The organism is Williamsia sp. Y712 (assembly GCF_059445525.1).
Map to the genome: position 1 here is coordinate 855118 of NZ_JCAIUN010000001.1, position 26928 is coordinate 882045.

Below are 26928 nucleotides of genomic sequence, written 5' to 3' on the forward strand. Positions count from 1 at the left end.
TTGCCCCCCGTGGGGAACTGATTGTGGCCGATGTTCTCGTGAACGCCTCCACCGCTGTCCCTGATCAGTACCGTTGGCAGTGCGAGGGATTGATGCCATCGAACGACTTCCGTCCAACGAAGGATCGAGGACCGCCAATGAGCGAGAACGTCTATCGAGTCACAGAGATCGTGGGAACATCGATGTCGAGTTCCGACGATGCGATCAGAAAAGCCATCGCGAGGGCAAACAAGTCGCTACGTAATGTCGACTGGTTCGAGGTGGTCGAGACCCGTGGGCACGTCGAGAACGGTGAAATCGCCCATTTTCAAGTGACTTTGAAAGTCGGGTTCAAGATCGAGGACTGACCCGGGTCGAGAGCGCCGGACCCGGGCGTCAGTGTCCGGCGCCGAGATTTCCGGAGAGACGTTCGAGCCGCTCCAGACTCGGACCGGCGAGTCCGACGATGGTGGCTTCCTTGCCGCGATCACGGTACTTCCGCAAGATGGCATCGAGGGCGGCGACCGTCGAGGCATCCCAGATGTCCGCCGCGCTGAGATCGATGACCACGGTGTCGGGATCGCCTGCGTAATCGAACCGGTAGACAAGATCGTTGCTGGAGGCGAAGAACAGCTGGCCGGTGACGCGATAACGCCGGATCTCTACGCCATCTTCGGTGATCTCCGTTGTCGCCTCGACCCCGGTCAGGTGGGCCACCCGGCGCGCGAACAGAACCATGGCCGTGAGCACCCCCAGGACGACGCCGATCGCCAGGTTGCTGGTCGCAACGGTGGCCACCACCGTCACCAGCATCACGAGCGTTTCGGGGAAGGGCATCAACCGCAACGTGCGGGGGCGGACGCTGTGCCAGTCGAACGTGCCGACCGACACCATGATCATCACGGCCACCAGGGCGGCCATCGGGATGACGCCGACGATGTCGCCGAGCACCACCACCAGGATCAACAGGAAGATTCCGGCCAAGAACGTCGACAGCCGCGTGCGGGCGCCCGACTGTTTGACGTTGATCATCGTCTGGCCGATCATCGCGCAACCGCCCATGCCGCCGAAGAATCCGGTGACGATGTTCGCCACACCCTGACCCCAGCTCTCACGGGTCTTGTTCGAGTGGGTGTCGGTGATGTCGTCGACGAGTTTGGCGGTCATCAACGACTCCATCAACCCGACCAGCGCCATGGCCAGTGCGTACGGCGCGATGACCGACAATGTATGCCACGTCCACGGCACATCGGGCAGAAGGAGCGACGGCAACGAATCGGGCAGGGCGCCTTCGTCTTCGACCGTCGGGACATCCCAGCCGACTGACGTCACAAGCACCGTGAGCACCACGATCGCAACGAGCGGTGACGGGACAACCGAGGTGAGGCGCGGCAGGAAGACGATGATCGCGAGACCCGCCGCCACCAGTGGATAGACCAGCCAGGGGATGTCGTCTCCGAACAATTGCGGCAGCTGTGCGCTGAAGATCAGGATGGCCAGCGCGTTGACGAAGCCGGTCATCACGCTGCGCGGGATGAACCGCATCAGCTTCGCGATGCCGGCCAGGCTGAGCACGATCTGCAGCAGCCCGGCGAGAAGGACCGTTGCCAGGAGGTAGTCGAGGCCGTATTCGTCGACGACCGGTGCCACCACCAACGCGACTGCGCCGGTGGCTGCCGAGATCATCGCCGGACGACCACCGACCACCGAGATGGTGACGGCCATCGTGAACGAGGCGAAGAGGCCGACCCGTGGATCGACCCCGGCGATGATCGAGAACGAGATCGCCTCGGGAATCAACGCGAGTGCGACCACCAGACCGGCGAGGATCTCTTTGCGCAGCTGCACCGGACTGCGGAGCAGTGAGCGGACCGTTGCCGGTGGCGTCTGCGAATGAGCGGTCTTCACTGCGCTGGGCACGGGGAGTTCACCTTCTGGTCCTATGGCCTGGTCCTACGGCGGGGGATAGCACGGCGCGACTGGTCGACCCCGCGATTGTTACCCGAGGTCAGCGCCGTCGGACTGTAGGAACCTACCGATCTGACCGCTGTGCTGCCAACTCAGACAACGCTTGACCTGACGTACGTCACATTGCCAGATGAGTGATGCGGCCTGCGGTGACCGTTGCCGCGACACCGAGGTTGCGCAGCACCTGCGCCGCCTGCGCGGTGGTCTCGGCCGGCTGCAGCGGATCCTCGTCGAGCAGCACCACATCGCCCCGGTTGCCTGCGGTGATGGTCGACTGGCCGCCGGTACTGGCCGCCAGGGCCTGCGCGGGTGTGAGTGATTCGGCCGGATTCCATGGGTCCTCGCCGTCGCGGCCGCGATGTACCGCCGCCGCCATCGCCAGCCGAGGGTCGAGGATCGAGACCGGGGCGTCGGACCCCAGGACAAGCTGAACACCACCATCGAGCATCGACCGCAGGGCAAAGCAGCGATCGCCGCGGTCGGGCCAGCATCGGTCGGCGACGTCGCGGTCGTCGAGAAGGTGTGCCGGTTGCACACTGGCCCGGATGCCCAGCGCCTTCATCCTGGGGATGTCGGCGAAGCGGATCAGCTGCGCGTGCTCGATGCCGCCGCGAGCGCCGGTGGCCTCAAAAGCGCTCAGCGCCTGATCCACTGCGGCATCGCCGATGGCGTGCAACGCGATGCGGAGTCCGCCGGCAGTGCCACGGGCCAACAGCTCGATCAACGTCTCGCGATCGTAGATCTGTTGTCCGCGCGGATATTCGAGCTCATGAGCGTCGGCGTAGGGCTGGCAACAGTGTGCGGTCCGGGTGTTGAGGGAGCCGTCGGAGAAGATCTTCAACGGACCCATGGTCAACAGGTCCGAACTCTCCATCAGCCGATCCCCGGTCCTCAGTCCCGCGGCGAGCACGTCGTCGAGTGTGGTCGCGTACGTGACGGGCGCGACCCGCAGCTGATCGATCCCGGCCGCGAAACGCTGCGGCCATTGCTGATGTCCGGCCGCCATCTCGAAGTCGACGATGCCGACCACGCCGCGGCCCGCAGCCTCGTCGACCGCCGCGCGGACAAGCGAGTCGACATCATTCGAGGCCGCCGACAACTGCGCGAGCGCCGGTTGCAGGTCAAACCACTCGGCTTCAACCAGCTGTGTATCGCGCGGTGGAATGCCCAGTAGTGCAAGCGCTTTGCTGTTGAGCCAGCCGGTGTGCACGTCGCCACTGGACAGGATGACCGGGTGGTGTCCGCTCACGGCGTCGAGTTCGGCGACGGTGGGTTGGGTGGGCCACAGTGCGGTTCGGAAGCCGAAACCCAGGAGAGCACGGCCCTGCCACGGCCCGGGCAGCGTCTCGACATGGTTGGCGATGATCCGGGTTACGTCGGCGGCACAGGTGGCGGCGGAGACGTCGATTCGCGCTCTGGTCTGAGCCCACATCGACATGTGCACGTGCTGATCCCACAGTCCCGGAATAGCCCATCGGCCGTCGGCGTCGAGCACCACGTCCTCGGATCCGGGGCGCAATCCGGGTGCGACCTCGGTGACCACACCATCGGTGATCCTGATGTCCACGGGTGAGTCGGTCGCCGCAGGCGTGCGGACCGGTACCAGTCGTGCGCGCCGGATGAAAGTCGAAGAGGCCACGAGAGATCACTTTCCAGTAGGAGCATCCGCGGCGCAATGTGGGCTCGGACTCCGTGGTGTCATTCCGTGGCTGCCGCGTACCGGCGTGCCAGCCGCGCACAGGCATCCGCGAGTTCCGGCGGACCGACAACCTCGAAATCGGCGTCGAACCGGCCGATCCCGGCAGCCAACGCGGTCCACGACCACGAGCCGATCTGCAGACGGCAACGATCCGGGCCGAGATCTTCGACGGTCCCGTCTTCGACAAAGGGCGACACCGTCGTTGCCGGGAGATCGAGCAGGACCTCACCCTGACACGGCCAGGAGTTCGCACCGCGCGACCCCTTGAAACGGGCAGCCACGAACGCGCCCACATCGCCTCCGGGTATCTCCCGTGGGCCAAACCGCGGGCCGGTCGGAATTCGTGGGGTCATCCGGTCGATGCGGAAGGTCCGCCAGGCGTCACGATCGAGGTCCCACGCGACGAGGTACCAGCGGCCGTCGTGGCTGACGACGTGATGGGGCTCGGCTCGTCGCGGTGGCATGACCTCGGCATCCGGGGTCTGGTCGGTTCGGTAGTCGAATCGCAGGACTTCGCGGGCACTCACCGCGGCGCTGACCGCGAGAAGGGTGTCCGTATCCAGCGGCGCGGCCGGACCGGTGGTCGTCCGCGGGACGGCGGTGACCTGCAGGGTGTCGATGCGCCCGCATAGTCGTGCAGGCATGACCTGTCGGACGGTGGCAAGGGCCCGCGCGGCCGCTTCCTCGATGCCGGGCGTGGTGGCGGACTGCAGCGTGACGGCGATGGCCACGGCCTGTTCGTCGTCGAACAGCAGCGGCGGGAGTTCGGATCCGGCGCCCAGTTGGTAACCGCCGGCGGGACCCTTGATCGCGTCGATGCGGTAGCCCATCTCCCGCAGGTTCTCGATGTCCCGGCGCATCGTGCGACTGCTGACCTGCAGTCGCTCGGTGAGCTGCGGGCCTGCCCACACCCGCCTGGTCTGGAGCAGCGACAGCAGCGCCAGGAGTCGAGCCGAGGTTTCAGCCATGAGAGCCATCTTGCCGGAAGTAGTGGACATTATGTGTCCACTACTGGTGTGACTCTGGTGTTTGTCAAACACAGCGCACCAATCAAGGAGCAGAGAATGTCGATCACCGTCACCAACCACCTGAACTTTCGCGGCGATGCCAAGGCGGCACTGGAGTTCTATCAAGCCGCATTCGGTGGAGAACTGACCGCAATCAGCTACTCGGATGCCCACAACGTCCAGGAACCGGCAGAAGCCGAGCAGATCATGTGGGGTCAGGTCCAGGCGCCGAACGGTTTTCATGTGATGGCCTACGACGTGCCGTCCGCCATGCCCTACGACGCCGGACTGAACGCGCACTTCGTGTCGGTGCGCGGCCGGGACGCCGACGAGGTCACCGCTTACTGGAAGGAACTCTCCGCAGGGGCGCACACCGTCGTCGATCTCGGTCCGGCCGCCTGGGCTCCGCTGTACGGGATGCTCGTGGACAAGTTCGGTGTCACCTGGGTTCTCGACGTCGAGGTCGACTACCCGGCAGGCGAGTGAATCTGGTGCCGCCAATACTTGGACGTCCTATAAAGTTGCGGCATGATCGCCAACCCCCGTTTCAGTACCGTTGATGGAGTTCTGCGCCGGACCGCAGCGCGGTTTCCCGACCGGACCGCGCTGCGATTCGCTGACCGCACCTTGACGTACGCCGAGCTGGACAATGCGGTGACCAGGGCTGCGGGTTACCTGCGGTCACTCGGCCTGAACTCCGGCGACCGGGTGGCGGCCTACGGCACCAACTCTGACACCTACGTCATCGCCTTTCTGGCCTGCGCTCGCAGCGGGCTGGTTCATGTGCCGGTGAACTACGCGCTCAAAGAAGGCGAGTTGTCGTACCTGATCGGTCAATCGGGTAGCCGTGCGGTCCTGGTGGATCCGGCGTTGCGCCAGAACCTCGGTCCCGTCGTCGATGCGCTCGACATCGGGCAGGTCATCACCCTGCGCGACGAGGACGGATCGCTCCTCGACCGTAGCGCGGCCGGGGATGTCCCGGAGATCGACTGGGAGGTGGCCGACTCCGACCTCGTGCAGCTTCTCTACACCTCGGGCACGACGTCAAAGCCCAAGGGCGCGATGATGACCCACGGCGCGATGGTCCACGAGTACGTATCGTCGGTGATCGCACTCGACTTCGATGAGTCCGACAACCCGCTCATCGCGATGCCGCTGTACCACTCGGCCGGGATGCACGTGTTCATGCTTCCAATGCTCTCGGTCGGCGCGACGATCAGCCTGATGGAGACGCCGGACATCCCGGAGATCCTGCGCCGCATCGAAGCCGAGAAGATCGGGTCGCTGTTCCTCGCACCGACCGTGTGGGTACCGCTGGCCGGCCACCCCGACCTCGACACCCGCGACCTCTCGTCCCTGCGCAAGGCCCAGTACGGGGCATCGATCATGCCGGTCACCGTGCTGAACCGGTTACGTGAGCGCTACCCGGACATCAAGTTCTACAACTGCTTTGGACAATCCGAAATCGGCCCGCTGGCTGCTGTCCTCGGACCCGACGACCACGCTGACCGGCCCGCGTCCTGCGGCAAGGCGGTGTTCTTCGTCGAGACGCGCGTTGTCGACGCCGAGGGCAACGATGTTCCCGACGGTACGGCAGGCGAGGTCCTCTACCGTTCCCCTCAACTGTGCCAAGGTTATTGGGAGAACCCCGAAGCCACCGAAGAGGCATTCCGCGACGGTTGGTTCCACTCCGGCGACCTCGTCACCCGTGACGAGCAGGGCTACCTCACCGTGGTCGACCGCATCAAGGACGTCATCAACACCGGTGGGATTCTGGTGGCCTCACGGGAGGTTGAAGACGTGATCTACACACATCCCGGCGTCGCCGAGGTCGCCGTGATCGGTACCCCCGACGAGAAGTGGATCGAGGCGATCACCGCGGTGGTGGTGCTGCGGCCCGATGCCGGCGACGTTGCGCCGGAGGTGTTGATCGCCCATGTGAAAGAGCGGATCGCACCCTTCAAGGTGCCGAAACGTGTTGTCATCGTTGATGAACTGCCCCGCAACCAGAGTGGCAAGCTCCTCAAACGCGAATTGCGTGCGGGTCTGTAGATCGGCCGCGACACATCGAACAAAGGCACACGTTCCAGTCATAAGCACACGTCGCAACGTGTGCTTATGACTGGAGTGTGTGCTTTTCTCGTCAGACCGTGATCCGTAGGCTGGGTGCATGGCCAGAACCATTGCAACCAATAGTCACGTGGAACTCACCGAACTGCTCGATTTCGTTCGTCCAAGACACAAGATGCTGCTCAGCACGGTGCGGGCTGACGGGACGCCGCAGTTGTCACCGGTCAGCGGTGGCGTCGATCCGCAGGGTCGCATCGTGATCGCCACCTATCCGGGACGGGCGAAGACCGTCAACATCAAGCGGAACCCCGCGATCAGCGTCTGCGTGCTCTCGGATGAGTGGAATGCGGCGTGGGTGCAGGTGGACGGTACGGCCGAGGTGCTGGACATGCCGGAGGCCGAGGACGCGCTGGTCGACTACTTCCGCAGCATCGCCGGTGAACATTCGGACTGGGATGAATACCGCGCCGCGATGAGGCTCCAGAACAAGTCGCTCATCCGCATCACGCCGACCCGATGGGGTCCCCTGGCGACCGGTGGATTCCCCGCTGACGTCGCCGAGAAGCTGGACGCTCAGGACGGCTGAGGGGCCAATGCGTCGAGAGGCGCGCTCGGTACGTGGATCCAACCCTCGCGCCGGGCGATGGCTGCGTGCTCGGCATCGGGCAATACGGTCAGGCCGAGGGCGGCGGCCCGCGCGATGAGGGCGGTGATCACCGCGTCAAAGGCGTCATCGCTGGTGGTGCACAGCGCTCGATAGGGGCCGAGGTCCAGCCATGGAGCCCGGACCTCGAGTTCGTCGACCAGGGCGGCCAATGACACCTGTTGCGGGCGCCCCTTGTACCGGTTGTGCTGCAGGTTCCAGGTTTTCAACGCCGCAGCGGGGTATGCCTCGATCGCGGTTCCGTTGATCCGGCTTGCATCGAAGTCGGGGCCGTCGAGCGACGCCAGCAACCGAACCGCGCGCAATGCCACGTAGGCAATGCGATCGGCGGACACGCTCAGTGGGATCAAACCTGTTGTCGCGCGTACCCATTCATCGGTACGGCGGGCCACGAACCGGGTCACGCCGGGATCTGCGAACAGTGCTTGTTGTCGAGGGACATCACCGACGTGCTGGGCGGACACCACATCGACAAACGCATCGGGCCAGCCGAACGGAGCATCGATACCGACCTTGTCGGCCCCGGGTACGGCCGCCAGGATGTCCGCGTCGGTGACAATCGTCTGCACGGCACTGACCGACGCGCCGGCGCCGGACCACTCGATCGTCGCCATTGCCGTCCGATTCGGTTGGGACGCAAGGTCGATTCCGAGGGTCCGCATCGCCGGTCAGTCGGTCGGGGTGGCGTCGAAGACTTCCTGGACCACAGCCATGGCCGACAACGCGGCCGGGGCGCCGCAGTATCCGCTGCAGTGGATGACGGCCTCGGTGATCTCGGTGCGGGACAGGCCGTTCTTCAATGCGCCGCGGACGTGGCCGGCAAGTTCGCCGTGTGCTCGCAGGGCGGTGAGCAGTCCGATGTTCAGCAGGCTGCGGTCGCGGCGCTCCAGGCCTGGCCGCGACCAGATGCCGCCCCAGACGAGGTCGGTGACCGCCGTCTGGATCGCCTCGGATTCGGTGCCTTCGGTACGGGCCAGGGCGCGGTCGACGAACTCGTCACCCATCACTTCCCGGCGGATCTGCATTCCTGGTTCGAATCGGGAGTTCTCGGTGGTCATGGTGCTCCTTGCCGGGTCGAACGTTCAGGGCCGAACGGGATGTCGCGCAGCCAATCCTGCCATGCCGACCTGTCAGGGCCGGATGCCCACGTACACACCTTCCGGGCGGAATCGAAGTCGCGGTTCGTTGTACTCCTCGATGGCGTGTGCCACCCACCCGGCGATCCGCGACAGGGCAAAGATGGTCTCGGCGGCGTCCGGTGCCATGTCGTAGCGCAGGGCCAACGCGGCAAGTGCCATGTCAGAGTTCATGAATCCGGCGCCCGACTCGGCGAGCAATAGTCGAAGAGCGGTGATGGTCGGCATGACCTTGCGGTTGCCACCGGAGGCCGACGCGAGCGCGGTCAACAGGGTCTCGGCGCGTGGATCCTGGTGGCTGTAGACAACGTGGCCGCAGCCGGGAACGCTGCCCGACGCCTCGAGTTCCGTCGACAGGGCAGCTGCCGGGTCTGATGTGGCCTCACGTAGGAACTTGTAGGCGAGGGTGGCGGCACCGCCGTGCAGCGATCCGTCGAGCGCTCCGAGACCGGAGGTGACCACCGAATAGATGCTGCCCCGGGAACTGGCGGCCACCCGGGCGGCCACGGTGCCCGCGGAGAGGTCGTGATCGGCGAGCAACACCATTGCCATGTTCAATAGCCGGATCCGCTGACGGGTGGCGGTGACGGGGCTCAGTCGTGGCCAGAGCCGCGCGGCCAGGGAGTCGTCGAGGGGCGGCTTGTCGGTCAGTGGCGGGAGAACGGCCACACTGTTGGCCAGGATGCCTGCGGCTCGTGCGCAGACCGCGGCAGGGGAGATCTGATGGCGCAACGCATCTCGTGATCCGAGGACGTCGACGACCATCTTGATACAGTCCACACCGCGGCCGGTGGCCGGCTGCAATGCGGAGATCTGCCGGAAGACTTTGGCAGGCAACAGGTTCACATCCCAGTCCGCGGTGTGGCCCCAGAGCAATTCGGCGACGGTTTCGAATCGGCCGGCATCGGCCAGGACCGCCGCGTCACGGCCCCGATAGTACAGGCGGTCGTTGTCCAGAAGTGTTATCTGCGTGCGTATCCGCTCGACGACCCCGGCCGGTGGACGGGTTGAGGATCGGCGGGCGACCGCATCCACCTCGTCGACGGCGAATACGCTCCCGCCGACACCGTCGATGCGGGCACTGGTCAATGTGCCGCGACTGGCGTAGGCGTAAACCGTCTGCGCCTTGACTCCGAGGATACGGGCAACCTGCGCGGTGGTCAGGTAGTCCCGGCCGTCGTGGCGCAGTGGGGTGGGCCAGCGTCGTCGATGTCCGGTGCGCCGGGATTCAGCTGTCATCGTCGGACCTCCATATTGATTCGATCAACATTGACACAGATCAATATCGGGCCGAATGTTGCTGTACCAGAAGAACACAAAACAAGATCGGAGGCATCAATGTCCGTCATTGTTGCGCCACCCGGATTGAGCAACGTCGTCGTGACCGATACCCGCGTCGGTGACGTCCGCGGTGACGAGGGCTTCTACCAGTACCGGCAGTACTCAGCCATCGAACTCGCCCGGACGAAATCGTTTGAGGAGGTCTGGTACCTGTTCGTATACGGCCGGCTTCCAGATTCTTCCGAACTCGCGGAGTTCGTGACCCTCACCCGATCGTTGCGGGCGATACCGGACGAGTTGGGATCGCTGCTGCGGACCGTCGCCCTTGCCGGCACCGAGCGGCAACTGCTGGCCGGACTCCGGACGGTGCTCTCGGCGTTTGCGGCGACACACCAGATCGCGCCGATGTGGGACAGCGGTCCGGAGCGGCGCATCGCTGATTCGCTGGTGGTCACGGCGATCACGCCGACGATTCTGGCTGCCCTGTACCGAATTCGTGCCGGTGAGGACCCGGTCGAACCGCGTGATGATCTCTCGGTGTCGCAGAACTGGTTGTACAGTCTGACCGGTGTGGATCCGACGCCCAGTGCTGCCCGGGCGGTGGAGCAATACATGATCGCGACCATCGATCACGGCTTCAATGCGTCGACCTTCACCGGCCGGGTGATCGCCTCCACCGGCGCCGATGTGGTCTCGGCCGTGTGTGGTGCGATCGGCGCGTTCTCCGGTCCGCTCCATGGTGGGGCACCTGACCGTGCGCTCGATGCACTGGACGAGATCCGCGAGATGGGCGACGCAACCGCCTGGGCCCGAGAGCAACTCGCGCACCGCAGTCGCATCATGGGTTTCGGTCACGCCGTCTACCGGACGGTTGATCCACGGTCAGAGATGTTGCGCGACATCGCATTGTCGCTCGGTGGCCCGCTGGTCGAGTTCGCGGTCCAGGTCGAGAAGGACGTGGTCGCGGTGCTGGCCGATGCCTACCCCGACCGGAACCTCTACGCCAATGTGGAGTTCTATGCCGGGGTGGTGATGGACCGCTGCGGTGTGCCGCGGGAGATGTTCACCCCCACCTTTGCTGTCAGCCGGGTGGTCGGCTGGTGCGCGAATATCCTTGAGCAGGCCGAGGATCGCAAGATCATCCGTCCCATCGCCCGCTACGTCGGACCGCCCGTGGTGTGATTCAGCGCGGGGTCAACGGCATGATCGAACGAACGGTGCTGCTGCGCAACCAGAGGCCTGCCCAGATGATCACGCCGACAACAATAGGAAAGAAGGCCCCTGCGGCAAACCCTTCCTCGGACACCATCAATGCGGTGACAGCACCACCGAGGTAGCCGGTCAGCAGTACTGCTCCGAGAATCGAAGTCCGTGGAAAAAGATATAGCGCAACGCATCCGAGCAAGACGAGACCCATGGCGGTGGCGTCTCCATCGGTGAAACCGAGATCGTACGTCGCATCCTTGACGCTCTGGGGCATCGCCAGGTGCGACACGGCGTCCACGAGTAAGAGGGCGGAGACAATTCCGGTGACCACCCAACCGGCGATCCGGGCCGAGCGGCCGAGCGAGGGGGTGTTGGACGCTGGGGAACTGGGACGTGTGGTGATGGTCATCGGGTACTCCTGGCTTGGTGGGATGTTGTGTAGTGAGACCACCTACGTCGGAGAAAGTAATCGAAAGACAAGAATTGCCTGCTCAGGCGGGCAAGTTTGGCACAGTGGGCGCTAGGAGGCGCCGGTGAACGGCGCGGCGAACCAGCAGCCGACGGGTTGCTGGTTCTCCGGGTCGAGTGCGTTGAGGACAAAGGTTGCGGCACGACGTGATCCGGCGATTCCGGTGTGTTTGGAGAAGTCTTGCGAACAACCGTCCTGGACAACGATGTTGGTGGAATTGGGAGCAACCACGCTGCCGCTTGTGTACGGCACAACCAGTTCGTCGTACCGGGTCATGATGTTGGTGTAGGTGACGCCAGGGTCGAGGATGCCGCCGGCCTGGAGTGTGCGCAGCATGTCTGAGCCGGTGACCATCTGCAGGCAGGCGCCGCACAGCGCGCCGACGGTGATCTCTTGAAACCATCCGAGCCCAAGCAGTGTGGTGTACATGTTCAGCTCACTCGCGGCCGCGACGGTGGTCCCGTTCCAGAGCGGGGCCAACGACACATACTTGTCGACCTTGCCGGCTCCGCCGAGGAACTTGATCCAGTACGTCGGCATCAGGGTGCCCTGAGAATGCCCGACGATATCGATCTTCTCGGCACCGGTCGCCGACAGCACGCGATCGACAAAGGTGGCCAGTTCGGCAGCGCTGTCCTGTATCCGGTCCAGCCCGCCGATCGCGCTGAGCGGCCACGGAACCACCGGTAGGTTTCCGTAGGTCAACGCGAAGACGCAGTAGCCGTTGTTGGCGAGCAGCGGCGCGTACGTGCCCCAGTTCGTCTGGGCCCCACCGCCGGTGCCGTGGACGAGTACGACCGGCCGCGGGTGTTCGGGCGAGGGTTTGCAGTCCCAGTCATTGCTGCCGGGCAGCGATCCGCCGGGGTTTGCGAACTCGTTGGGGATACCGGAGAAGAAGTTGTATGTGACCGGAAGCGGATCCTGTGCGCCGGCCGGCCCCGCTCCCAGGCCGGTGAACAGGGCGAGTGTCGCAGCGACGAGAACCACTCCGACTTTGCGTACGTTCTGCATCCCGACCCCCGCCGGTCATCGCAACCGAACCAGTTGTTGGATGAAAAAATAGTCGTCGGTCGACGTTCGGGGACGCGTTTTCGGCTCTGATCACAAGCCGTGACCAGATCGAGTCAATTCAGTCCGGGTCGGCCGTCCCTACTGTGGGGAGAGCACGGATTCGCCGATGAGATGGAGCAAACATGACCACAGCAGTGACCGGAGCAACGGGGCATCTGGGAGCCCACGTCATCGCCGAGCTCCTCAGGCGCGGTGTCGGACCGGCCGAGATCGTGGCCGTTGTCCGCAACGCGGACAAGGCGGCAGACCTCGTGGCCAAGGGCGTGCACGTACGGGTTGCTGATTACTCCGACCTGGCAGCACTTCGGGCAGCGCTCGAAGGCGTGGACAAGCTGCTGCTGATTTCCGGGTCCGAGATCGGACAGCGGATCGCGCAGCACACCAATGTGATCGAGGCCGCCGAACTCACCGGCGTACAGCTGATCGCCTATACGAGCATCCTCAACGCCGATACCAGCGGAACTGTGATGGCACCCGAACACCTGGCCACCGAGCAGCGGTTGATCGAATCCGCGGTGCCGTCGGTCGTCCTGCGTAACGGTTGGTACTGGGAGAACTACTTTGCCGCGATTCCGCAGGCAATCGAATTCGGCAAGCTCTTCGGTGCAGCAGGAGAAGGCCGGGTCGCGGCCGCCACGCGCGCCGACTACGCCGCGGCCGCCGCCGTCGTGCTGACCTCCGACGACGATCAGGGTGCCAAGATCTACGAATTGGGCGGCAACGACCGCCTCACCTACACAGCGTTCGCCGAGGTGATCAGCGATGTGTCGGGTAAGCCCGTCGAATACCAGGATCTTCCCGAGGCCGACTACGCCGCGCTGCTGGCCGGTGCCGGCTTGCCCGAGCAGATCGCAGCGATGCTCGCCGGCTCGGACGCGGCCATCGCACGCGGTGAACTCGACACCGATTCCGGTGATCTGCAGTCGCTGATCGGCCGTCCGTCCACTCCGGTTGCGGACGCGATCTCCCCTGCCCTCGGTTAGGCTCCCGGGACCGATGAGTTCGGTCGCCGTTCGCAGTCTGTCTTGCAAGCGGTACTCACAGACAGACGAAAGGTCGACAAAATGTCGCAGCTGGTCCGGGTTCAGAATTTCGGCGTGTCGTTGGACGGCGTCGGCGCGGGTGAGAACCAAAGCATCGATCAGCCGTTCGGAGACGGAGTCGATCCCAGGGATCTGCACGCGTGGGCCATGGCCACCGCCGGTTTTCCAGGTCGCACCGGCCCCGGGGGTACCCGTGGCCTCGACGACTACCTGATCCGTGACTTCGAACGCAATATTGGCGCCGAGATCATGGGACGCAACAAGTTCGGGCCGGAGCGTGGGCCGTGGCAGAACCACGAATGGCAAGGATGGTGGGGCGATACGCCGCCCTTTCACACCCCGGTATTCGTTCTGACCCACCACGAGCGACCGTCGTTCACGCTGGCCGACACCACCTTTCACTTCATCGATGCGTCGCCGGCCGAGGCACTGGATGAGGCCAAGGCAGCTGCGGACGGCAAGGACGTCCGTATCGGGGGCGGGGTGAGCACCGTCCGTGAGTTTCTCGACGCCGATCTCATCGACTCGATGCACGTCGCGGTCGCACCGATCACGATCGGGCAAGGCCTGCGTCTGTGGGACACCCCGCAAGAACTCGAAGACCGGTTCTTCCTCGAAACCGTGCCCAGCGCAAGCGGAGTGACCCATCAACTGTTCTGGCGTCGGTAGGCCCATCCGTTCTGGCGCCGCTCGGCGATCAGCGCACGATGCGGGCGTACAACTCGGCGAGTTCGTCGACGGCCTGGGCCACATCCATTGCCGCGGAACCTGACCGGCGCAGTGCCGCCGACAACTCGGTGGTGTCGAGCTCGGACAGCACATCGAGCTGGGGTGGATGGGGCAACGCGGGCATCTGCCTGCCGTCGCCGTAGAAGTCGACCTCGGTCATGACCGCCGGCGGGGGCGCTGTTTCGGTCTCCGCATCGGCGGGAGCATCACGCAAGTGGGCGAGCAGCAGGGCCAGGTCGGTGCCCATCACGGTGAGCAGCGTGGATGGTTCCTTGTCGATGGCGGCGGCCAGCTCGTAGCTGACGGCGAGCAGGTGGATGCAGCGGTCGGCTGCATCGGGGCAATTGCAGTCGACGCGGATGTCGGATGCCTCGGTGGGGATCACCAGCGATCCGAGGGTTTCGGGTTGCCGACCACGCGTGACCGCGACCAGGTCATCGGTCTTGCCCTGTTGGCGTAGCAGCGACAGGACGGTGGCGGGATCTGCCGGGCCGGTGGTGATCGTCACCTCGAACGGATCGAGCTGGCTTCCCTGGACCAGTGCTTTCACCTGGCCGGACCGCACCACCAGGTCGATGACCACACGGTCACGAAAGTAGGTGCGCGCCTTGGTGATCTTGCGTGCCTCGGCGGTTGATTCCACGGCCAGCAGGAACGCCTTGGACCACGGCGTCAGACCGTAGCCGCGCTGCGGCGCCTTGGGTGTGCGGCTCATTCGCCCACCGCCTCGTCGCTCAGGCGCATCAGGTCATAGAGTTCGTCGTCCGCGGTGTTCGCGAGCCAACTCTCGCCGGTGGAGACGGTCAGCTCGGACAACTCCCGCTTGTCGGCGATGAGCTGGTCGATGCGTTCTTCCAGGGTGCCCACGCACACGAACTTGCGCACCTCCACCCGACGTTGTTGCCCGATCCGGTAGACGCGATCGGTGGCCTGGTTCTCGACGGCGGGGTTCCACCAACGATCCAGATGCACAACATGATTGGCTGAGGTGAGATTCAGTCCGGTGCCGCCTGCCTTCAACGATGCCAGCATGATCGCGGGCCCATCGGGGTCGGAGAACTCCGCGACCATGGTGTCACGCGCGGTGCGGCTCAGTCCGCCGTGCAGGAACGAGAACTCTTGGCCGATCCGATCGGAGAGCCACGGCTGCAACATCGTCCCGAATGCGGTGAATTGCGTGAACACCAGCGCTCGCTCGCCGTCGGCGATGATGTTCTCGAGGATGTCCGCCAGCAATTCGATCTTGCCGGAACGATGTTCGTTGCGGCGCATGATCGGTGAACCGTCACCGAGATAGTGGGCAGGATGATTACAGATCTGCTTGAGTCGCGTCAGTGCCGCGAAAACCGTTCTGCGCCGCTCACTCCCGGCCTCCTTGGTCTCACCCCTGCCCAGGGCCTCCATCAGATCGTCGATGACCGCGCGGTACAGGCCCGCCTGTTCGATGGTGAGATTGGCGCGGACCGTGAGCTCCGCTTTCTCGGGCAGGTCGGAGATCACTGTCGGATCTGATTTGACCCGTCGCAGGATGAACGGGGACGTGACGGCGTTCAAGCGTTGTACCGCCCGCGGATCACGCTCTCGTTCAATGGCTTCGGCGTACCGGGATTTGAAGGTCGAGGCGGTGCCGAGGAGTCCGGGATTGACCAGATCGATCACCGACCGCAGATCTTCGAGTCGATTCTCGACCGGGGTGCCGGTCAAGGCGATTCGATGTCGGGCCTGAATCGTTCGAACGGCCTTTGATTGTGCGGTGGCGACATTCTTGATGTGCTGTGCCTCGTCGACCACCAGCCGGTCCCAGGTGTTGGAGCTCAACAGCTTTCGATCACGGGATGCGATGGCAAACGTGGTGATCACGATGTCGGCGGCTGCTGCGGCGGCGACGAACGGCGGCCCGGCCTGCCGTCCGGGCCCGTGATGGATCAGCACCGACAACTGCGGGGCGAACCGGGCGATCTCCCGCTCCCAGTTGCCGACCACCGACATCGGGCAGATCAGCAGCGTCGTTCCCGACCGATCTGCCTGGGCGTCAGGGGTTTCACGCTCGCCACAGATCAACGCCAGGACCTGAATTGTCTTGCCCAGACCCATGTCGTCGGCGAGCACCGCTCCGATGCCCAACGAGCTCAGATGGCGCAGCCACTCCATACCGCGCTGTTGATAGGGCCGCAGTTCGGCGCGCAACGATTCCGGCGCGGCGAGCACCGGCGGTGCCATGCGCCCACGGCGTTTGATCTCGTCGAGCCACGACAAACCCTCGACCCGGCTGACCGGGACCGGGAGCTTGTCATCACCGTCGGTCACCAGGGCGAACAGTTCGCCCATGTCGGCGGGCTGACCGGACTCGGCCAGTGCTTTCTGCGCCTGGATGAACGCCGCCGTGCGGGACAACGCGGCATTGTCGGCCCGCACCCATTTGCCCCGGACCTTCACCAGGTCGCCCTTCTGGCGGGCCAGCGCGTCCAACTCGGCGGCGTTGAGCACGTCCTCGCCGAGCGCCAATTGCCATTGGAAATTGCGGATCTCGTCGAATCCCACCACGACCGACCGCTGCGGCGTGCCACCTTCTTGCTTGCCCCGCAGCGTCAGCGTGGGCCGGACATGTGCGATCGAGCGAGGCAACAGCACTTCGTATCCGGCCTCGGCAAGTGCCGCGACGCCGGTGTCGAGGAGTTCGAGCACGACGTCGGTGGTGAGCAGGAAATCGAGCGAATAGTGGTCGTGGCGAGCGGCCTTGAGCGTGGGAAAGGCCCGGACCGCGCCTGCGACCTCGGTGGTGACCTGATCGATCTCGTGGGCGTCGAGTCGCCGTAGCTCCACGGGTTCGTCGGGGCGGTCGACGGTCCGACGGCAGACCTGCAGCCGCCACCTGGTCGGATCGCCTTCGCTGTCCTCATCGCCCTCGTCTGGTTCGTTCAGACGCAACACCAGAGCTGATTCACCGAGCCGCAGACCGTCGGCCCATTGCGACCAGGCCGACGCGGCGGCCGTCGCCTTGTCCGCGGACATCGGCGGCGCATCGACGTCGGGTAACAGGGTCCGGACAAATGCGGATCGGACGGCATCGGGTTTGATGGCGCGACAACTGGTGCGGCAGAGATGGTCGGTCATCTCACCGCAGAAGTCCATGATCGCGTCGGTGTCACCGTTGGCGAGGACCACGGGTGGGGCCGCTGCGATCGCCGTCGACAGCCAGGTGCGCCAGGGGGTGGTGGCCAAAGGTGCCCACCGGACAGTCCACTCGCCGGCGATCCGGTTCACAGCGGGCGTGACCGAACCCGATCGGACAAATCGTTCGGTCGAATCCAGCAGATAGCGGTAGTAGCGCAGTTCGCCGCCGACGATGTCGTCGGGTTTGATGGCCTCGAGAAGTTCACATGCTGCCGCCGGTCCCAGCGTCACCGAGGCGATGTCGCGCCGGTCATCGGCGCCGGGCCCGGAGACCGTGATGGTGCGCCGCAGTGACCGACCACCGACAACGGTGTCGAGTGCCGGCGGCAGGCCGTCGGGTACGTGCTCGGTGCACGGCTGCCCATCGGCGTCGGTGAACCACAGGGACAGACCGACCCCACCGCGCCATAACGCGTGGGCCGCCGCTGTCTGAGTCACCCGTTCATGGTGGCACGCGGATGTGACAGCCCCGGCATCGCGCGACACCGGTTCGGCTACTGCCGCGGACAACTCACACAGAACAGATTTCCCTCTGGATCGGACATCGTTGTCCATTCCACCCACGGGACCTCGTCGAGTACGTCCCATTCGCGAGTGGCGCCCAGGCCGAGAAGCCGGTTCACCTCTTCGTCACGGTGCCCGGCCGCGGTGCTGAGGTCGAGATGGATACGGCCCTGGGCCGGTGGGAGATCGTCGACCTTGTGGAAGAACAGCGGAACTCCACCCGTGGGTGCCGAGACGTAGACGTAGTCGGGGGTTTCACCGGCGATCTCGCCGCCCATCACCGCGATCCAGAACGCGGCGAGAGCCGCCGGGTCGGTGGCGGCGAAATTGACGCTGCCGATGGTCAGGGTGGTGGGTTCGTCGGACATGGGGCGAGCGTACGACAGGCCTGTGACAGCGACCGATGTGTACGCAACTGCTGACTTCGCGGAATGTTGACGACAACCGGCGTAGTTGTAGAGGGCATGACGGAACTCTCAGGCAAGGCCGCAACTCTGCTCGAACTCCATCAACCAGGAAACCCGGTGATCCTGCCGACGGTGTGGGACGCGTGGTCGGCCAACCTGGCCGTATCCGCGGGATTCACCGCACTGACCGTTGGCAGCCATCCGGTGTCGGATTCGATCGGCAAACCCGACAACGAGGGCATCACCTTCACCGAACTGACCACCCGCATCAAACAGATCACCGACGCGGTCGACGTGCCGATCTCCGTGGACATCGAAGCCGGCTACGGCGAAGACCCGAAACGGCTGATCGACGGACTGATCACCGCAGGCGCGGTGGGACTCAACATCGAAGACACCGTCCACAGCGAGGGTGGCCGTCTGCGGGAAGCGCAGGAACACGCAGACTTCGTGGGCGCCCTGCGCGCGGCGTCCGATGCCACCGACGTCCATGTGGTGATCAACGCCCGGACCGATCTGTTTCTCAAACAGGTCGGTGACGAGGCCGACCGCGTCGACCGGGCGATCGCCCGCCTGAAACTGGCCGCCGACGCCGGTGCCGACGTGCTCTACCCGGTTGGCTTCCACGAGGATGCGGTGCAGAAACGGCTCGTCGACGAATTGCCGCTGCCGGTCAACGCCATCGGGCATCCGGTGAACAACAACAAGGCCGCCTTCGCTGCGCTCGGGGTCGCCCGGGTCAGTTTCGGTCCGCTGTTCCAGATGGTCCTGGCCGTGCGGGCCGACGAAGTCCTCGCGCCCTGGAAGTGATCGGGCGCGGTCGACGGTGATTCGGGTCCGCTCGGCGGGCTTTGCGACACCGTCGGCTGCGAGTGATTCATGACAGCGGTGGCAAAGTGTGGGTGTGGAACTGACACTGGTCTTCGTCCTGGCAGTCATCGCAATCGTGGGCGTAGCGGTGTTTTCGGGACGGCTGGGTGTCGCGGCCCCGTTGTTGCTGGTGATCGTCGGGGTCGGCCTGAGTTTTCTGCCCGGGGTTCCGGACGTCGAGATTTCACCAGAACTCATTTTGGCGGGTGTGCTGCCGCCGCTGTTGTACGCGGCAGCGGTCAACATGCCGGCCCAGGATTTCCGGCGGAACTTCAAACCGATCACGGCGCTCGCGGTCCTGCTGGTAGTCGTCACCACGCTGGGGACGGGTTGGTTCTTCCACGCCCTGATTCCTGACCTGGGTTGGCCCGCGGCCTTTGCCCTCGGCGCGGTGATCAGCCCGACCGACGCGGTCGCGGCAACCTCGATCGGTAAGAAGTTGGGGCTGCCCTCGCGAGTGGTCGCGGTCCTCGAAGGTGAGGGTTTGGTCAACGACGCCTCGGCGCTGGTGTTGTTGCGGTCCGCGGTGGCAGCGCTCGGCGGCACGGTGACGCTCTGGGGTGTGGCCGGCGATTTCGTGTTGGCCGTGGTGATCGCCGTGGCGATCGGGGTGGTTGTCGGCTACGTCAATGTCCGCGTCCGCGGTCTGCTCGACGACCCGATCCTGACCACCGCCATCTCGTTGGTCGTGCCGTTCATCGCCTACTTACCCGCCGAAGAGGCCGGGGCCTCGGGTGTGTTGGCCGTCGTGGTCGCGGGGTTGGTCACGGGCCATCGGGCATCGCAGCATCTGGGTGCACAGGACCGGCTCACGGAGGCGGTCAACTGGCGCACGCTCGCCTTCCTGCTGGAGGGTGCGGTGTTCCTGCTGATGGGGCTCGAGCTCAAGAAATCGATCGAAGATGTCCAGGACAGCTCGTTCAGCACCTGGCACGCGGTCGGCCTCGGACTGCTCGCCGCGGCCATCGTGATCCTGCTGCGGATCGCCTTCGTGGCACCGATGGTCGCGCTGTTGCGCCGCGACACCAAGCGCGCCCACGAGTCGATCCCACGCCTGGACAAAATGCAGGCCAGGCTCGACGCCCACGAACCCGATGACGCGTTCACCGAACGACGGCTGCGCCACATGCAGACCCGGATGACGCGGGTCTCGGCCGACGTCGCCTTCAAACTCAACGAGACCCTCGGATGGCGCGGCGGTGTGGTGCTCGGCTGGGCGGGTATGCGCGGCGCCATCACCGTTGCCGCCGCACAGACGCTGCCGTCGGACACCCCGCACCGTCCGCAGCTGATCCTGATCGCCTTCGTGGTTGCCGGCACAACGCTTCTGCTGCAAGGTTTCACACTGCCTGCGGTGATCCGGATGGCGAAGGTCGCGCCCGATGATCAGGACCGGCTGCGCGGTGAATACGAACAGCTGGTCGCAGAGCTGAGGGAGGCCGCCGCCGATGCACTGCGTGATCCGGAAGTGATCGGTACCGGTGAAGACAGGGTGTCAGAGACAGTCATCGACATGGTTCGCAACGACAGCATCATCGGACGGGGGCGCGTCCAGAGTGACACCGAGGTCGAACAACGCGGACGTGACGAGTACTTCCGGGTTCGCATGGCGGTGCTCGTTGCCGAACGAAAGGCGCTGCTCAGAGTCCGCAATCTGGGGTTGTGCAGCTCGCAGGCACTGAACCATGCGCAGCATCTGCTCGACCTCGAAGAAGCACGGCTCGAACAACTGAACATCGAGGAGTCCGACTGACCTCGGCCGGTTGCTGAGATGGCTTTCGTCTCAACCGATCACGACGCGTTTGATCCGATCGTCATCGGGTCCCGCGCTGCCCCGACCGTCGGTGTTGTTGGTGAGAAACCACAGGGAACCGTCGGGCGCCACCGCCACATCGCGGAGTCGGCCGAACTCGTCGACGTACAACTCTTCGGCCGTGGACGGAGCAGCAACCGGAATCGCACGCAGCCGTTCACCTTTCAAGTTGGCGACGTAAATCGTGTCCCCGGCGATGGTCATGCCACTGGGGCTGGCGTCGTCGGGCCGCCATTGCTGAACCGGATCGGTGTAGATGCTGTCGCCGACCTGCTCGCCGATGCCCTCGACCTGCGGCCAGCCGTAATTGCCGCCGGGTCGGATGATGTTGAGTTCGTCCCACGCGTCCTGCCCGTACTCGACCGAGAACATGGTGCCATCGTCAGACCACGCCAACCCCTGTACATTTCGGTGCCCGAGCGACCACGCCGGACTCCCTGCGGTCGGGTTGTCGGCCGGCACCGTGCCGTCGGGGTTCAGGCGCAGGATCTTGCCCGCCAGGCTCGACGGATCCTGGGCACTGGGCCGGTCCTGCGCATCGCCGGTGGTGATGTAGAGCTTGCCGTCCGGGCCGAACGCGATGCGTCCGCCGTTGTGGGTACGCCCACCCGGGATCCCGACCAGGACGTCGGTGGGTTCACCGAGCCCGAGACCGCCCGCCGATCCGGTCAGCGGGTACCTCACCACGCGGTTGTCGCCGTCGCTGCCGGTGAAGTAGACATACAGGTCGCCGTCGTTGGCCGCCAACCCGAGAAGGCCGCCTTCACCGGCGGGCGCGACGTCGCGGACGGTCCCGACCACGCGGGTGCCATCGCCGACGATCTCGAGGATGTCGCCGGTGTCGCGTTCGCTGATCAGCGCAGCACCTCGGGTGAACACGATCGACCACGGTGCGTCGAGGCCGGTCACGACGTCTTCGGGCGTGCCCGGGTATCCGATCTGGGTCGACGTCTGGGCTGACGTCGTCGACGATGGGCTCGGGGGTGCGGTGTCTGCGCTCTCGCCGCTGCACGACGCGATCAAACTCGCCCCGGCAACGGACATGAGTACTCGGACGGTTGTGCGCACGACGACCTCCCGGAAGATCAGTAGCTGGCGTTCGGATCGACCAGCGCCAGCATGTTGTCGCCGCCGGCAGTGAACCGGCGCAGGTTCTCCGCCACCCAGGGTGCCAGGGTCCGGGTCAGTCCCGACGACGGGTTCGCCACGTGTGGCGTGATGATCACGTTCGGCAGATCCCACAGCGGATGGTCAACGGCGGGTGGTTCCGGATCGGTGACGTCGAGGGCCGCGCCTGCGATCTCACCGGTGTTCAGAGCGGTGTACAGGGCGGTTTCGTCGACGAGGGGTCCCCGTGCGACGTTCACGATCCAGGCGTGTGACGGCAACGCGGCGAGGGTGGTCGCGTTGATCATGTGCCGGGTCTCGTCGGTCGATGGCGCGGCCAGGACCACGTGATCGCACCGCGACCACACCTCGTCGAGGCGGCTGGACGGCAGCGTGTCGATCGCCCCGTCGACCGGTCGCCCGGAGTGGTTGACGGCCAGCACATCTGCGCCGCAGGCCCGCAGGCGTGGGATCAGCGAGCGGGCGATTCCACCGGCACCGATGATGGCCACGGTGGAACCGTGCAGCGAACGAACCGCGGTGTCGATTGCGTCTTTGTCCCAATGTCGCTGCACCGCAACGTTGATCTGACGGAGTCCGGCCAACAGCAACGCCAGGGCGTGTTCGGCGACGTTCTCGGCATAAAAACCCGAGGCATTGGTCCAGATGCGTTTGTCGTCGAGAAGGCCTGCGTTCAGGAATGATTCGATCCCGGCCAGTCGCAGTTGCACCCACTCGATGTGGTCGGGCAGGGGCGAGGGGAAGCCGTCGACATTGCCGGTCCAGACCAGAGCGCGGGCATCGGCGAGGTCGACGATCTCGCCGCCTGCCGAGGTGATCGCCTGTGCCAGATGCTGATCGTGGTCGGGGATCAGGGCGACCGGAACGGGTTCGGTACTCATCATCCTTCTTTCAGCTTGCGGGCAGCGCTCGTGGCGAGTTCATCGGCGATCTCGTTGTAGTGGTCGCCGGAATGGCCTTTGACCCATCTCCACTCGACCTCGTGCCTGTCACATTGTGCGATCAGTTCACGCCACAATTCACTGTTCTTCACCGGCTTCTTGTCTTTGGTCAGCCAGCCGTTGGACTGCCACCCCGACGCCCACTTCATGATTCCGTTGCGGACGTAAGTGCTGTCGGTATACAGAATCACCGTCGACGGTTTCTTCACAGCCTCGAGCCCCTTGATGGCTGCGGTCAACTCCATCTTGTTGTTGGTGGTGTCGGGCTCGGAGCCGGAGATCTGCTTCTCGTGTTCCTTGTAGCGCAGGACCGCACCCCATCCGCCCGGTCCCGGATTGCCCAGGCAGGCGCCGTCGGTCGAGATCTCGACGGGAGTTGTCATGGTGTGATCGTCTCTGACATGGCAGAAAGGCTACCGTCGGCGTAGCACTACTCAACGCAGGAGGTTGGCCGTGGCGGTGTTCGACGTTCGTGCTCTCGAGGTACCCATCGTGGGGGCTCCGATGGCGGGTGGCCCGAGTACTCCGCAGCTGGCGGCGGCGGTGACCGAGGCCGGTGGGCTCGGCTTCCTCGCCGGAGCGTTGCTGACGGCGGACAAGCTCGCCGACGACATCGCAGTGGCGCGCTCGCTGACATCCGGACCTCTCGCGGTGAACCTGTTCGTGCCACAGCCGGACGTCGGGAAGCCCGCGGAGATCGCTGCCTACGCGGAGGAACTCGGGGCGTTGGCCCGGCACTTCGGCGTCGACCTCGGCGAGCCCAAATACACCGATGACGACTACGCGCAGAAGGTCGAGGTGCTCCTCGACCTGCGGCCCGAGGTGGTGTCGTTCACGTTCGGCTGTGCCGACCACGGCGACATCAAACGATTTGCAGACGCCGGGGTGGCCACGCTCGGGACGGTGACAACGCAGGCCGAGGCGCAAGAGGCCGTCGCCCGAGGTGTCGACGGTCTGGTGGCGCAAGGTCCGGGGGCAGGCGGCCATCGCGGCACCTTTGATCCGTTGGCGCGGCCGTCCACCGATTCGCTGGAAACACTGGTGGTCGCGGCCCGGGCGATCAGCGATGTGGTGATCGCGGCCGGCGGTATCAGCACACCGGAGGCTGCCGCGGTGATGCTCGGTCTCGGTGCGGTCGCTTCGCAGGTCGGCACGGCGCTGCTGCTCAGCGATGAAGCCGGAACCAACCCGGTCTCACGGGCCGCGCTGCGCGATCCGCAGTTCACCGCAACCGCTGTGACCCGCGCATTCTCCGGGCGATATGCGCGCGGCCTCCGCAACCGGTTCATGCAGAATCACGAACAGACCGCGCCCCTGGCGTATCCCCAGGTCCACTATCTGACCGGGCCTCTGCGTAAGGCCGCGGTCCGGGCCGGTGATCCGCACGCGACAAATCACTGGGCGGGTACCGGTTTTCGGGACATCCGCCCGGGTTCGGCCGCCGACATCGTTGCAGATTTTGCTGGTCGTTGACTATTGCCCGTCGATGGAGCCCGCGGTTCCGCCGAGGGCGTGGCCACGGTTGATCTCGTGGCCGTGCTCGCCGGCTTCGTAGACCGCGGCCTGTTTGCGCAGTTCCTCGGTCTCACCGATCGGTTCTGCGTCTTCGAAGGGGAACGTCATCAAGGCCTCGCTTCGATTGGAGTGCTGCCTCCACGCTAGTCGCGGAACCGTTTGATCGCATGGAGGTACCGGATCGCCCGTCGGTGTGCCGGTACCGCGCAGGTCAACTCTCTTGAGCAGTATGCCGTCGCATTCCCAACCCGCGAGCCACCGCAAACGACGCGCACAGGATCAGGACCACCTCGACCACTACGACGATCCACGTCGAGGTGACGGTGGAGAAACCCAACCACCACGCGCTGAACACCCCGGCCGCTGTCGCGAGAATCGCACCGACAGGGAGCACAACTGCCGTCGCGTGCGTCGTCGGCTTCGTACCCGGAGCACCGATAGCCCCTAGCGAGAAGTGCACGGCAGCGAGCGCGAGGGCATACGCGAACATTCCGGTGACCGCGTAGAGCTCGAGGGGTGAGAGACCACCGGGTGGCTCAGCTCCGGTCGTCAAAGGGATGAGCGCGGGCAGTAGGCCGACGGTGCATCCGAGAAGCCCCGCCAGCACGGTGAGGCCGACGCGAGTACCCGCATCCACGCGGACGCCGACCAGGTGCAGCACCGCACCGGTAACCAACCCGATCACCGCACCCACCGCACCCGCCGTGACGTAGCGCTGGGATTCCGAGGTGATGTGATCATCGGAAAAGGACGTGGCCCCGATGTAATCCACCACGTACCCGCTACCACCGCCCGGACTCGACAACCCCTGGTACAGCGCCGCCCCCAGTAACGCGACCAGACCACCCACGACCGTCAGTGCAAAACACAGTCTCCCCATGGGGCCACATCCTGCCACCTGGTCATTCGAAACAAAGCTGCACGATGAGAGATCAGGTCCGGACCGGACTTTCGTCCCGGACGCGGTGGGTCCGCTCCCACGGGTAGGTCATCAGGGCCCACACGATGAGGATCAAGACGGTCGCGGTCAGCACATACAGCGGCCAGGGCCCGAGTACGTCCAACAGGGTTGCCGTGTCGGGTTTCCGGTTGAGGAACCCGTAATTGGTACCGGCGATGCGGTTGAAGGTGAACGTTGTCACCGCCCAAGCCGCTGTGACCAGGACCGCGATCCGGTAGCTGCGCCACTGCGGCAGCATCCGCAGACCCCAGGTGAGATAGATCGCGGCCCAGACGACGAGAAGGTGGATCCCCCAGAAGGTGAGGAACTCGTAGTGGGGGAAGTCCGGGCCGGTCAGGACCGGTGAGATCAACGCCTGCGCGCTCAGCACCAGCCCCCAGTAGTAGGTGAGGGCGAAAGCCCAAAGTGCCTGCGACCACAGCGCGTACGCCGCCGCCACCGTCGCGAGGTCGGTCAGACGCAGCGGCACAGACCCGTCGATGCTAGGCGGGAACAACGAATAGATCAGCGCCGCACCGTAGATCGCGGCGGTCGTAACGGCCAGGGCGCGGCGTAGCCGCCGCGCCTGCGCATCGCTCTGTCGGCGCCCGAGCCAGACGAGCAATGCGGCGACCGCGACGAACAGTGCGATCACTGCCCAGTACGACGGGCCGTAGGCCGCGAACTCCCTTTGTGCGGTGAACAATCGATCACCTCCGCCGTTGTCGTCCTCCGACCCCGCACCGGCTTTCGCCACCCACTCAGTGCGGAGTGATCTCGATCAGTATTGCGGTACCGTCCACAGATAGTGTCCGTTCGCTGTGATGGATGAGGAGACAGTCGTCCGGGTGTGCGACGAGATCGCCCGCCGAGATGCTTCCGGTGATCACGAACATTCCGGTGATCACGGCGGGATCGGTGGTGAAAGGCCTGCGGCCGTGACCGGGCAGTGGCGACACGGCGATGTCGGTGGAGTCATGCTGCGCCATCACGTTGAGTGCCCGCGTGTGTCCCCGCGGATGGCACTGCGGCGCACTGTCGTCGGCGAACCGATAAGGGGTCAGTGGATCGACCTGGACGGTTGATCCCGAAAAGTCCAGCATCACACCGTGTTCGCCGATGATGGTGAAGATGCGGTCGAATCCTTCGAACACCGAGAACGTGGTCGCCGCGCCGGGCAGATCGGCGACGCTGATACGCCAGATGGGTGTACCCGAGGCGTCGGCCAGAAGCGCGATCTCCTCTGTGATTCCAGCCCCGTTCTTCCAGGGCACCTGGACGCGATCGGTTGACTGAACGAGCATGATTGCCATT

The 26928-nt window shown here is 65.0% G+C and carries 28 protein-coding genes; 10 read left to right on the forward strand and 18 right to left on the reverse strand.

Annotated features, from left to right (window positions below; all coding sequences use genetic code 11):
* The first annotated feature begins 137 nt into the window (after positions 1–137).
* Positions 138–347 carry a dodecin gene (locus tag AC1D75_RS04175; RefSeq protein ID WP_495515977.1) on the forward strand — a complete coding sequence of 70 codons (210 nt, stop codon included), beginning with the start codon at positions 138–140 and terminating at the stop codon, positions 345–347.
* Between the two features lie 28 nt (positions 348–375).
* Here AC1D75_RS04175 and AC1D75_RS04180 read toward each other — a convergent pair whose 3' ends face one another.
* From AC1D75_RS04180 to AC1D75_RS04190, 3 genes are all read right to left on the reverse strand, one after another.
* Positions 376–1899, reverse strand: coding sequence for a SulP family inorganic anion transporter (locus tag AC1D75_RS04180; protein ID WP_495514033.1), 1524 nt, complete (start codon positions 1897–1899; stop codon positions 376–378).
* A gap of 166 nt (positions 1900–2065) precedes the next feature.
* Positions 2066–3586, reverse strand: coding sequence for an amidohydrolase (locus tag AC1D75_RS04185; protein WP_495514034.1), 1521 nt, complete (start codon positions 3584–3586; stop codon positions 2066–2068).
* A 59-nt stretch (positions 3587–3645) separates the two neighbouring features.
* On the reverse strand, positions 3646–4614 hold the full coding sequence (locus AC1D75_RS04190) for a helix-turn-helix transcriptional regulator (RefSeq protein ID WP_495514035.1): 969 nt from the start codon (positions 4612–4614) through the stop codon (positions 3646–3648).
* Positions 4615–4710: 96 nt separating this feature from the next.
* On the opposite strand from AC1D75_RS04190, the gene AC1D75_RS04195 reads away from it, so the two are divergent.
* From AC1D75_RS04195 to AC1D75_RS04205, 3 genes are all read left to right on the forward strand, one after another.
* Positions 4711–5139: a VOC family protein gene (locus tag AC1D75_RS04195; protein ID WP_495514036.1), complete on the forward strand. Its 429-nt coding sequence runs from the start codon at positions 4711–4713 to the stop codon at positions 5137–5139.
* A 42-nt stretch (positions 5140–5181) separates the two neighbouring features.
* Complete coding sequence (locus AC1D75_RS04200) at positions 5182–6705, forward strand: acyl-CoA synthetase (protein ID WP_495514037.1); 1524 nt, start codon at positions 5182–5184, stop codon at positions 6703–6705.
* A gap of 118 nt (positions 6706–6823) precedes the next feature.
* On the forward strand, positions 6824–7309 hold the full coding sequence (locus AC1D75_RS04205) for a PPOX class F420-dependent oxidoreductase (RefSeq protein ID WP_495514038.1): 486 nt from the start codon (positions 6824–6826) through the stop codon (positions 7307–7309).
* Here the strand turns inward: AC1D75_RS04205 and AC1D75_RS04210 are convergent.
* The 3 genes from AC1D75_RS04210 to AC1D75_RS04220 form a co-directional block, all read right to left on the reverse strand.
* Positions 7297–8049, reverse strand: coding sequence for a DUF429 domain-containing protein (locus tag AC1D75_RS04210; protein WP_495514039.1), 753 nt, complete (start codon positions 8047–8049; stop codon positions 7297–7299). The two genes, AC1D75_RS04205 and AC1D75_RS04210, sit on opposite strands and share 13 nt — an antisense overlap.
* 6 nt (positions 8050–8055) lie before the next feature.
* On the reverse strand, positions 8056–8445 hold the full coding sequence (locus AC1D75_RS04215) for a carboxymuconolactone decarboxylase family protein (RefSeq protein ID WP_495514040.1): 390 nt from the start codon (positions 8443–8445) through the stop codon (positions 8056–8058).
* A gap of 72 nt (positions 8446–8517) precedes the next feature.
* Positions 8518–9762, reverse strand: a complete 1245-nt coding sequence (locus AC1D75_RS04220) for a citrate synthase (protein WP_495514041.1) — start codon at positions 9760–9762, stop codon at positions 8518–8520.
* A 99-nt stretch (positions 9763–9861) separates the two neighbouring features.
* Between AC1D75_RS04220 and AC1D75_RS04225 the strand changes: the two genes are divergently transcribed.
* Complete coding sequence (locus AC1D75_RS04225; RefSeq protein WP_495514042.1) at positions 9862–10986, forward strand: citrate/2-methylcitrate synthase; 1125 nt, start codon at positions 9862–9864, stop codon at positions 10984–10986.
* Position 10987: 1 nt separating this feature from the next.
* Here the strand turns inward: AC1D75_RS04225 and AC1D75_RS04230 are convergent, their stop codons facing one another.
* Together AC1D75_RS04230 and AC1D75_RS04235 are read right to left on the reverse strand one after the other, a co-directional pair.
* Positions 10988–11419: a DoxX family protein gene (locus AC1D75_RS04230; protein WP_495514043.1), complete on the reverse strand. Its 432-nt coding sequence runs from the start codon at positions 11417–11419 to the stop codon at positions 10988–10990.
* A gap of 111 nt (positions 11420–11530) precedes the next feature.
* Complete coding sequence (locus AC1D75_RS04235) at positions 11531–12490, reverse strand: esterase/lipase family protein (RefSeq protein ID WP_495514044.1); 960 nt, start codon at positions 12488–12490, stop codon at positions 11531–11533.
* Positions 12491–12672: 182 nt separating this feature from the next.
* Here AC1D75_RS04235 and AC1D75_RS04240 point away from each other — a divergent pair, with 182 nt between their 5' ends.
* Both AC1D75_RS04240 and AC1D75_RS04245 read left to right on the forward strand, forming a co-directional pair.
* Positions 12673–13533, forward strand: coding sequence for an SDR family oxidoreductase (locus AC1D75_RS04240; protein WP_495514045.1), 861 nt, complete (start codon positions 12673–12675; stop codon positions 13531–13533).
* Positions 13534–13614: 81 nt separating this feature from the next.
* Positions 13615–14262 (forward strand): dihydrofolate reductase family protein, encoded by a 648-nt coding sequence (locus tag AC1D75_RS04245; RefSeq protein ID WP_495514046.1) that lies wholly within the window; start codon positions 13615–13617, stop codon positions 14260–14262.
* Between the two features lie 28 nt (positions 14263–14290).
* Here AC1D75_RS04245 and AC1D75_RS04250 read toward each other — a convergent pair whose 3' ends face one another.
* From AC1D75_RS04250 to AC1D75_RS04260, 3 genes are read right to left on the reverse strand one after another with little or no spacing between them, the layout of a single operon-like run.
* Positions 14291–15037 (reverse strand): SWIM zinc finger family protein, encoded by a 747-nt coding sequence (locus tag AC1D75_RS04250; protein ID WP_495514047.1) that lies wholly within the window; start codon positions 15035–15037, stop codon positions 14291–14293.
* Positions 15034–17934 carry a DEAD/DEAH box helicase gene (locus AC1D75_RS04255; protein ID WP_495514048.1) on the reverse strand — a complete coding sequence of 967 codons (2901 nt, stop codon included), beginning with the start codon at positions 17932–17934 and terminating at the stop codon, positions 15034–15036. Before AC1D75_RS04255 ends, AC1D75_RS04250 begins: the two co-directional genes overlap by 4 nt.
* 56 nt (positions 17935–17990) lie before the next feature.
* Positions 17991–18368 carry a VOC family protein gene (locus AC1D75_RS04260; protein WP_495514049.1) on the reverse strand — a complete coding sequence of 126 codons (378 nt, stop codon included), beginning with the start codon at positions 18366–18368 and terminating at the stop codon, positions 17991–17993.
* A gap of 96 nt (positions 18369–18464) precedes the next feature.
* Between AC1D75_RS04260 and AC1D75_RS04265 the strand changes: the two genes are divergently transcribed.
* Together AC1D75_RS04265 and AC1D75_RS04270 are read left to right on the forward strand one after the other, a co-directional pair.
* Positions 18465–19217 (forward strand): isocitrate lyase/PEP mutase family protein, encoded by a 753-nt coding sequence (locus AC1D75_RS04265; protein WP_495514050.1) that lies wholly within the window; start codon positions 18465–18467, stop codon positions 19215–19217.
* 94 nt (positions 19218–19311) lie between these two features.
* Positions 19312–21030, forward strand: a complete 1719-nt coding sequence (locus AC1D75_RS04270; protein WP_495514051.1) for a cation:proton antiporter — start codon at positions 19312–19314, stop codon at positions 21028–21030.
* 30 nt (positions 21031–21060) lie between these two features.
* Here AC1D75_RS04270 and AC1D75_RS04275 read toward each other — a convergent pair whose 3' ends face one another.
* Genes AC1D75_RS04275 through rnhA form a run of 3 tightly spaced genes read right to left on the reverse strand, consistent with a single transcriptional unit; the run spans position 21061 to position 23542 of the window.
* Positions 21061–22134, reverse strand: coding sequence for a PQQ-dependent sugar dehydrogenase (locus AC1D75_RS04275; protein WP_495515978.1), 1074 nt, complete (start codon positions 22132–22134; stop codon positions 21061–21063).
* 41 nt (positions 22135–22175) lie between these two features.
* Positions 22176–23099: a D-isomer specific 2-hydroxyacid dehydrogenase family protein gene (locus AC1D75_RS04280; RefSeq protein ID WP_495514052.1), complete on the reverse strand. Its 924-nt coding sequence runs from the start codon at positions 23097–23099 to the stop codon at positions 22176–22178.
* Positions 23099–23542 (reverse strand): ribonuclease HI, encoded by a 444-nt coding sequence (gene rnhA / locus AC1D75_RS04285; RefSeq protein WP_482136346.1) that lies wholly within the window; start codon positions 23540–23542, stop codon positions 23099–23101. Before rnhA ends, AC1D75_RS04280 begins: the two co-directional genes overlap by 1 nt.
* 70 nt (positions 23543–23612) lie before the next feature.
* Here rnhA and AC1D75_RS04290 point away from each other — a divergent pair, with 70 nt between their 5' ends.
* Positions 23613–24632: a nitronate monooxygenase gene (locus tag AC1D75_RS04290; protein WP_495514053.1), complete on the forward strand. Its 1020-nt coding sequence runs from the start codon at positions 23613–23615 to the stop codon at positions 24630–24632.
* Here AC1D75_RS04290 and AC1D75_RS04295 read toward each other — a convergent pair whose 3' ends face one another.
* The 4 genes from AC1D75_RS04295 to AC1D75_RS04310 form a co-directional block, all read right to left on the reverse strand.
* Positions 24633–24782 (reverse strand): hypothetical protein, encoded by a 150-nt coding sequence (locus AC1D75_RS04295; protein ID WP_482136344.1) that lies wholly within the window; start codon positions 24780–24782, stop codon positions 24633–24635.
* Positions 24783–24885: 103 nt separating this feature from the next.
* The gene (locus tag AC1D75_RS04300) at positions 24886–25554 is read right to left on the reverse strand and encodes a hypothetical protein (RefSeq protein ID WP_495514054.1); all 669 of its coding nucleotides are present in this window, start codon (positions 25552–25554) and stop codon (positions 24886–24888) included.
* A 52-nt stretch (positions 25555–25606) separates the two neighbouring features.
* Positions 25607–26320, reverse strand: coding sequence for a YwaF family protein (locus tag AC1D75_RS04305; RefSeq protein ID WP_495515979.1), 714 nt, complete (start codon positions 26318–26320; stop codon positions 25607–25609).
* A 55-nt stretch (positions 26321–26375) separates the two neighbouring features.
* Positions 26376–26918 carry a HutD family protein gene (locus tag AC1D75_RS04310; RefSeq protein ID WP_495514055.1) on the reverse strand — a complete coding sequence of 181 codons (543 nt, stop codon included), beginning with the start codon at positions 26916–26918 and terminating at the stop codon, positions 26376–26378.
* Between the last annotated feature and the right edge of the window lie 10 nt (positions 26919–26928).

What these genes read in the sequence shown, in the direction of transcription:
- AC1D75_RS04225 (WP_495514042.1), top strand. Translation starts at nt 9,862, where the DNA reads ATGTCCGTCATTGTTGCGCCACCCGGATTGAGCAACGTCGTCGTGACC.
- AC1D75_RS04215 (WP_495514040.1), bottom strand. Translation starts at nt 8,445, where the DNA reads ATGACCACCGAGAACTCCCGATTCGAACCAGGAATGCAGATCCGCCGG.
- AC1D75_RS04195 (WP_495514036.1), top strand. Translation starts at nt 4,711, where the DNA reads ATGTCGATCACCGTCACCAACCACCTGAACTTTCGCGGCGATGCCAAG.
- AC1D75_RS04190 (WP_495514035.1), bottom strand. Translation starts at nt 4,614, where the DNA reads ATGGCTGAAACCTCGGCTCGACTCCTGGCGCTGCTGTCGCTGCTCCAG.
- AC1D75_RS04200 (WP_495514037.1), top strand. Translation starts at nt 5,182, where the DNA reads ATGATCGCCAACCCCCGTTTCAGTACCGTTGATGGAGTTCTGCGCCGG.
- AC1D75_RS04300 (WP_495514054.1), bottom strand. Translation starts at nt 25,554, where the DNA reads ATGGGGAGACTGTGTTTTGCACTGACGGTCGTGGGTGGTCTGGTCGCG.
- AC1D75_RS04265 (WP_495514050.1), top strand. Translation starts at nt 18,465, where the DNA reads ATGACGGAACTCTCAGGCAAGGCCGCAACTCTGCTCGAACTCCATCAA.
- AC1D75_RS04235 (WP_495514044.1), bottom strand. Translation starts at nt 12,490, where the DNA reads ATGCAGAACGTACGCAAAGTCGGAGTGGTTCTCGTCGCTGCGACACTC.
- AC1D75_RS04280 (WP_495514052.1), bottom strand. Translation starts at nt 23,099, where the DNA reads ATGAGTACCGAACCCGTTCCGGTCGCCCTGATCCCCGACCACGATCAG.
- rnhA (WP_482136346.1), bottom strand. Translation starts at nt 23,542, where the DNA reads ATGACAACTCCCGTCGAGATCTCGACCGACGGCGCCTGCCTGGGCAAT.
- AC1D75_RS04260 (WP_495514049.1), bottom strand. Translation starts at nt 18,368, where the DNA reads ATGTCCGACGAACCCACCACCCTGACCATCGGCAGCGTCAATTTCGCC.
- AC1D75_RS04250 (WP_495514047.1), bottom strand. Translation starts at nt 15,037, where the DNA reads ATGAGCCGCACACCCAAGGCGCCGCAGCGCGGCTACGGTCTGACGCCG.
- AC1D75_RS04230 (WP_495514043.1), bottom strand. Translation starts at nt 11,419, where the DNA reads ATGACCATCACCACACGTCCCAGTTCCCCAGCGTCCAACACCCCCTCG.
- AC1D75_RS04205 (WP_495514038.1), top strand. Translation starts at nt 6,824, where the DNA reads ATGGCCAGAACCATTGCAACCAATAGTCACGTGGAACTCACCGAACTG.
- AC1D75_RS04210 (WP_495514039.1), bottom strand. Translation starts at nt 8,049, where the DNA reads ATGCGGACCCTCGGAATCGACCTTGCGTCCCAACCGAATCGGACGGCA.
- AC1D75_RS04220 (WP_495514041.1), bottom strand. Translation starts at nt 9,762, where the DNA reads ATGACAGCTGAATCCCGGCGCACCGGACATCGACGACGCTGGCCCACC.
- AC1D75_RS04275 (WP_495515978.1), bottom strand. Translation starts at nt 22,134, where the DNA reads ATGTCCGTTGCCGGGGCGAGTTTGATCGCGTCGTGCAGCGGCGAGAGC.
- AC1D75_RS04175 (WP_495515977.1), top strand. Translation starts at nt 138, where the DNA reads ATGAGCGAGAACGTCTATCGAGTCACAGAGATCGTGGGAACATCGATG.
- AC1D75_RS04245 (WP_495514046.1), top strand. Translation starts at nt 13,615, where the DNA reads ATGTCGCAGCTGGTCCGGGTTCAGAATTTCGGCGTGTCGTTGGACGGC.
- AC1D75_RS04310 (WP_495514055.1), bottom strand. Translation starts at nt 26,918, where the DNA reads ATGCTCGTTCAGTCAACCGATCGCGTCCAGGTGCCCTGGAAGAACGGG.
- AC1D75_RS04240 (WP_495514045.1), top strand. Translation starts at nt 12,673, where the DNA reads ATGACCACAGCAGTGACCGGAGCAACGGGGCATCTGGGAGCCCACGTC.
- AC1D75_RS04295 (WP_482136344.1), bottom strand. Translation starts at nt 24,782, where the DNA reads ATGACGTTCCCCTTCGAAGACGCAGAACCGATCGGTGAGACCGAGGAA.